This is a genomic window from Bacillus sp. JJ1127, assembly GCF_036965845.1.
Classification (GTDB): Bacteria; Bacillota; Bacilli; order Bacillales; family Bacillaceae_G; genus Bacillus_A.
Map to the genome: position 1 here is coordinate 24,068 of NZ_JBALQK010000110.1, position 5,905 is coordinate 29,972.

A 5,905-nucleotide genomic window follows, 5' to 3' on the forward strand; every position below is an offset into this window, starting at 1 on the left:
TTCCTATATTGTATCGGGGAAGAACATCCATCTGTTTTCTTACGACAATGGAAATTTTCAAATAAAAAAATAAAAGATATTGTCGCTGTTTTACTAGCTATTCGTTCTAGAAAATCAAAGTCATGGGATGCAGTTTTTCTATACAAAACAGGTATTCAAGTTGCTTTAATGGCAGAAAGAGTGTATCAAACGATTATAGAAAATTATGATATGTCTTCAGTAGATCAAGTACAGACGTTGTTTGATTCATTATCCATTCAGAATCGTCAAGAAATGAATGTAAGCGGTAATGATTTATTAAATTGGACAGACAAAGCGCCAGGCCCTTGGGTAGCAGAAGTATTGCAGAAGATTGAAGAAGAGATTTTACAAGGGCAGTTAGTAAATGAGAAAGAGAACATAAGGGAGTGGCTACAGGGATGCAGTCTACTATAAGAAAACAATTATTACAAGTTTTTTCTGAAGCAGATGGCGAATTTGTATCTGGTCAAACAATTAGTGACAAGCTCGGCTGTTCAAGAACAGCTGTCTGGAAGCACATGGAGGACCTTCGAAGTGAAGGATACGAACTTGAAGCTGTGCGCCGCCTAGGATACCGAATTGCTAGTAAGCCAGATAAAGTAACAGCTAATGAAATCCAATTAGGCTTACAAACAGAATTTATAGGGAGAACCGTTTATTTTGAGGAGTCTGTTGAGTCTACGCAGCATATTGCAGCGAGACTTGCGTATGAAGGAGCAGCGGAAGGGACAATTGTTGTTGCGGAAGAACAAACATCAGGGCGCGGTCGTTTAAGTAGAAAATGGTATTCACCAAAGGGGACCGGAATTTGGATGAGTATTATTTTACGTCCCTCTATTCCTGTTCATCATGCTCCTCAGCTTACATTACTAGCAGCTGTTAGTGTAGCACAAGCGATTGAGAAATGTACAGGTGTGAGTGTAGGAATTAAATGGCCCAATGATATTTTAATTCAAGGAAAAAAGGCCGTTGGTATTTTGACAGAGTTGCAAGCTGATCCGGACAAAATTAACGCTGTTATTATGGGAATAGGAATTAACGTAAACCAACGGCAAGAACATTTTGCTGATGAGATTCAGCAGATTGCTACGTCGTTAGCGATTGAATCAGGAGAGCCAATTGTTCGCGCAGAGCTTATGCAACAGATCTTTTTACAAATGGAAAAGTTGTATCAAGAGTATGTAAAAAACGGATTTTCAGTTATTAAGCTCTTATGGGAAAGCTATGCGGTAAGTATTGGGAAAGAAATTACAGCCCGAACGCTGAAACAGACAATCATTGGTGTAGCAAAAGGAATTACAGAGGATGGCGTATTGATAGTAGAAGATTATCAAGGTCATGTACATCATATTCATTCTGCTGATATAGAAATTAAGTAAAAAGAAGTTCCTGTTTAGGAACTTCTTTTTACGCTAATATGAGAAGAAATGCTGTGAGTCCTATTATACTGAGTGTCACTTTGAAAATTTCACATATCGTAATAGGAGAGGAAGTTATTTTTTCGAAAAAGTGTAGCAATTCCCTTTCTTAGTTTGCTATAATTAGTTCGAATATGGGCAGTATCAGAGCGAACTGCACCATGATTCCAAGCGATGAAGAACAATAATTTGGATTCTGCCTTGATCCAACACCGGACTGGGACAGAGGGATGAAATTTGCCGATTAACACAACCCTTCTGCCCTTTTATGGCCAGAGGGGTTTTTTGATATGATTTCGGCCATCTCCTCTCTCCTGAATAAAGGAGGAGTAGTTTTTGAAAACGAAAACAGATTTTTTGAAAATGAAAGAGAAAGGTGAGCCGATTACGATGCTTACAGCGTATGATTATCCATCTGCTAAATTAGCAGAAGAAGCTGAAGTCGATATGATTTTAGTTGGGGATTCTCTTGGAATGGTTGTACTTGGATATGATTCCACAGTTCCAGTAACAGTAGAGGATATGATTCATCATACGAAAGCAGTTCGCCGCGGGGCGAAAGAGACGTTTATTGTAACAGATATGCCGTTTATGTCTTATCATGTATCACTGCAAGAAACAATGCATAATGCGCGTCGTATTGTACAAGAGAGCGGAGCGCATGCAGTGAAAGTGGAAGGTGCAGGCGAGGTCTTATCAATCATTCAGTACTTAACAAATGCAGGAATTCCTGTTGTAGCACATCTCGGTTTAACGCCTCAATCTGTTGGAGTATTAGGTGGTTATAAAGTGCAAGGAAAAGATGCTGAAAGTGCAAAGAAATTATTAGAAGATGCAAAGAAATGCGAGGAAGCTGGCGCGATGGCAATTGTGTTAGAGTGTGTGCCAATGCAGTTAGCAGAGCTTGTATCAGAGCAGTTAACAATTCCTACAATTGGAATTGGTGCAGGGAAGAAAGTAGATGGTCAAGTACTTGTTTATCATGATTTGATCTCGTATGGAGTGAATCGAGTTCCGAAATTTGTGAAGCAATATACGTCTGTTCAAGAAGAAATTGTACGTGGGATTTCAAAATATGTTGCTGAAGTAAAAACGAGACAATTTCCTGAAGAAAAACATTCATTCACAATGAAAGAGGAAGAGTATGTAGCATTATACGGGGGAAAACAATAATGAAAATTATAACAACAGTACAAGACATGCAACAGGCTGCAAGTGAAATTCGTGCAAGTGGGAAAGAAATTGGTTTTGTTCCAACAATGGGATATTTACACGAAGGACACGCCACGCTATTACGCCGTGCAAGAAAAGAAAATGAAGTTGTTATTTTAAGTGTATTTGTAAATCCATTGCAGTTTGGACCGAATGAAGATTTAGATCGTTACCCAAGGGACATTGAGCGGGATGAGAAGGTAGCAAAAGAAGCGGGTGTTGATTATTTATTTTATCCGAGTGTGGAAGAAATGTATCCAGCACAGCAGACTACAAAAGTAGAAGTGGTAAAGCGTACAGACGTGTTATGTGGGAAACAACGACCAGTTCATTTTGCAGGTGTTGCTACTGTATTGATGAAACTATTTAATATCACAATGCCAACTCGTGCCTATTTTGGTATGAAAGATGCGCAACAAGTTGCTGTTATCCAAGGATTTGTAAGTGATTTTAATATACCGCTTACAATCGTACCTGTCGATATCGTTAGGGAAGAGGACGGATTAGCAAGAAGTTCCCGTAATGTATATTTGTCAGAACAAGAACGTGAGGAAGCACCGCATTTATATCGTAGTTTATGTATAGCGAAAGAACGGATTGAAGAAGGAGAACGTAATCCACAAGCTATTACGAATCTTGTGAAAGAATACATTGAAAAACATACAAAAGGTAATGTTGATTACGCAGATATATATGCGTATCCAACATTGACAGAAATAGACAAGATCGAAGGACGAATCATTCTTGCAATTGCGGTTAAGTTTGAAAATGCACGATTAATTGACAATATAACATTAACGGTTAAATGAGGGGGAGACATCTATGTTTCGTACAATGATGAGAGCAAAGTTACATCGTGCAACGGTAACAGAAGCGAATTTGAATTATGTAGGTAGTATTACTATAGATGAAGATTTAATGGATGCTGTAGAAATTGTAGAAAATGAAAAGGTACAAATTGTAAATAATAATAATGGAGCCCGCTTAGAGACGTATGTGATTAAAGGAGAGCGCGGAAGCGGCGTTGTTTGTTTAAATGGGGCTGCTGCAAGGCTTGTGCAACCAGGAGATAAAGTGATTATTATTTGTTACGGATTAGTTGCAGCAGAAGAGGTAAATAAGCAAGTACCAAAAATTGCAGTGTTAGACGATCATAATCAAATTATTGAAATGCTAGGCGCTGAAAAAGCAGGAACAATATTATAAGCAGAAAGGCTATCTCTATAAGGGATAGCCTTTTTTATTTGTAGAGGTGGTCCAAAGTAAATGAATGAAAAAATGTAATACATGAAACAAAATCAGTTCATTTTGTGTATCTGTTCATTAAGATGAGATAAAACGTGGTATAGTAACAATATATGAATTTTTGTTGTTTGAAAGGTAAGAAATTGAGGTGTTACATATGAGCAAGCGTTATGTCGTCGTTGATTTAGAGACGACAGGGAACTCCTGGAAAGATGGGAAGGACAAAATTACCCAAATTGCAGCTGTTGTAGTGGAAGATGGAGAAATATTAGAGATCTTTTCATCTTTTGTTAACCCGAAGAGAGAGATTCCCCCATTTATTACAGAACTAACAGGGATTGATGAAAATCTCGTAAAACAAGCCCCGCTATTTCGTGATGTAGCCCCGATGATTGTTGAGCTATTAGAAGGTGCATCTTTTGTAGCACATAATGTTCACTTTGATTGGAACTTTTTAACGGAGGAATTAAAGCAGGCTGGATATACAGAAATATATTGTCCTAAAATTGATACGGTTGAATTGGCGCAGATTTTATTGCCGACAGCTGATAGTTATAAATTGCGAGATTTAGCTAAAAAACATGAATTTGAGCATAATCAACCACATCGTGCAGATAGTGATGCACTTGTAACAGCAGAATTATTTTTACAATTTCTCACTCAAATTGAAAAATTACCGCTTGTTACTTTACAATCTTTATACGAACTAAGTGATGTATTTCAAAGTGATATTGCTCGTATTATTTCGGAAAATATTTTAAAGAAAATGACGGATGGGACAGAGGAAACAAAAGAGTATGAAATTTACCGAAATATTGCACTTCGAAAACGGAACTATTCATTACACTTAGGTGAAAATAACTCGTCTAAATTCAGTTCTTTTTTACATAAGTCAATGGAACAGCTTGAATTAAAGATGCCTAACTTTGAAAAAAGAGAAAGCCAACAGCAAATGATGAAAGAAATATATGCTGCATTAAGAGATTCTCGCTTTTCACTAATAGAGGCAGGAACGGGTACAGGGAAGACACTAGCATATCTTCTTCCAAGTATTTATTTTGCAAAGAAAAAAGAAGAGTCTGTAATTGTAAGTACACAAACAGTACAGCTGCAGCAACAAATATTGGAAAAGGAAATTCCACTGTTGCAAAGCGTATTACCATTTCCATTTGAGGTTGCTCTTTTAAAAGGAAGAAGGCATTATCTTTGTTTGCATAAATTTGAGTATTCCTTGCAAGAGGAAGAGAAGAACTACGACGTTGCACTTACAAAAGCGAAAATTCTAGTTTGGTTATTACAAACAGAAACTGGTGATCGTGACGAACTAAATATTCCAGAGGGTGGAAAGCTATTTTGGAATCGTGTTTGCAGTGATATATATAGTCCTGGCGGAGTAAAAAGCAGCTGGTTTAGTCGTTGTTTTTATCAACGTGCAAAAAATAAAGCATTATTTGCAGATATTGTAATTACAAATCATGCATTGCTGCTGCAAGATTTTGTTAGTGAAGAGCCACTTTTTTCATCTTGTAACTATATCATTTTTGATGAAGCTCATCATATCGAAGAAGTCGCTAGTAGAACGCTTGGAGAACAGTTTTCATGTATGTATTTTCAGTTCATTTTATCGCGCCTTGGTACGCTAGAAACCGATGATGTATTATCAAAGGTGTATAAAATGATGAAAAAATCAGAGCAAGTATCGCGCTCCACTTTTCGTATGATTAGTCATAGGCTCAAGGAAATCAAATTTGATGCCGATGAGTTATTCCAAATGTTACGTGCTTTCATATTTAAACAAACAAGGCAAGAACAAGGGTCAAGCAATATGCCTCTTATTTATCGGTATAATACGGAACAAGAGCATGGGAAGCTCTGGAATAGTATTACTGAATTAACAAATCGACTTATATATGAATTAAGAAAATTACTAGCCTTACTGGAGAAGCAGGCTGATATATTACAAAGTACATTAGAATGGGAAATGCATGTTATTACAGGCGAGTTTATGC

The 5,905-nt window shown here is 37.2% G+C and carries 5 protein-coding genes and 1 pseudogene; all 6 read left to right on the top strand.

Going from position 1 to position 5,905, the window contains the following annotated elements:
* Window positions 1-435 (top strand): annotated as a pseudogene (locus V7183_RS12435) (CCA tRNA nucleotidyltransferase); the annotation flags it as partial.
* Complete coding sequence (locus V7183_RS12440; RefSeq protein WP_335359712.1) at window positions 420-1,400, top strand: biotin--[acetyl-CoA-carboxylase] ligase; 981 nt, start codon at window positions 420-422, stop codon at window positions 1,398-1,400. The pseudogene V7183_RS12435 and the gene V7183_RS12440, both read left to right, overlap by 16 nt.
* A 375-nt stretch (window positions 1,401-1,775) precedes the next feature.
* A complete protein-coding gene (gene panB / locus V7183_RS12445; protein WP_335359713.1) occupies window positions 1,776-2,612 on the top strand; it encodes a 3-methyl-2-oxobutanoate hydroxymethyltransferase in 837 nt (278 codons plus the stop codon).
* Window positions 2,612-3,460 carry a pantoate--beta-alanine ligase gene (gene panC, locus V7183_RS12450; RefSeq protein ID WP_335359714.1) on the top strand — a complete coding sequence of 283 codons (849 nt, stop codon included), beginning with the start codon at window positions 2,612-2,614 and terminating at the stop codon, window positions 3,458-3,460. Before panB ends, panC begins: the two co-directional genes overlap by 1 nt.
* A gap of 13 nt (window positions 3,461-3,473) precedes the next feature.
* A complete protein-coding gene (panD, locus tag V7183_RS12455) occupies window positions 3,474-3,857 on the top strand; it encodes an aspartate 1-decarboxylase (RefSeq protein ID WP_097897211.1) in 384 nt (127 codons plus the stop codon).
* 196 nt (window positions 3,858-4,053) lie between these two features.
* On the top strand, window positions 4,054-5,905 hold a 1,852-nt coding region (dinG, locus tag V7183_RS12460; RefSeq protein ID WP_335359715.1), incomplete at its 3' end, for an ATP-dependent DNA helicase DinG.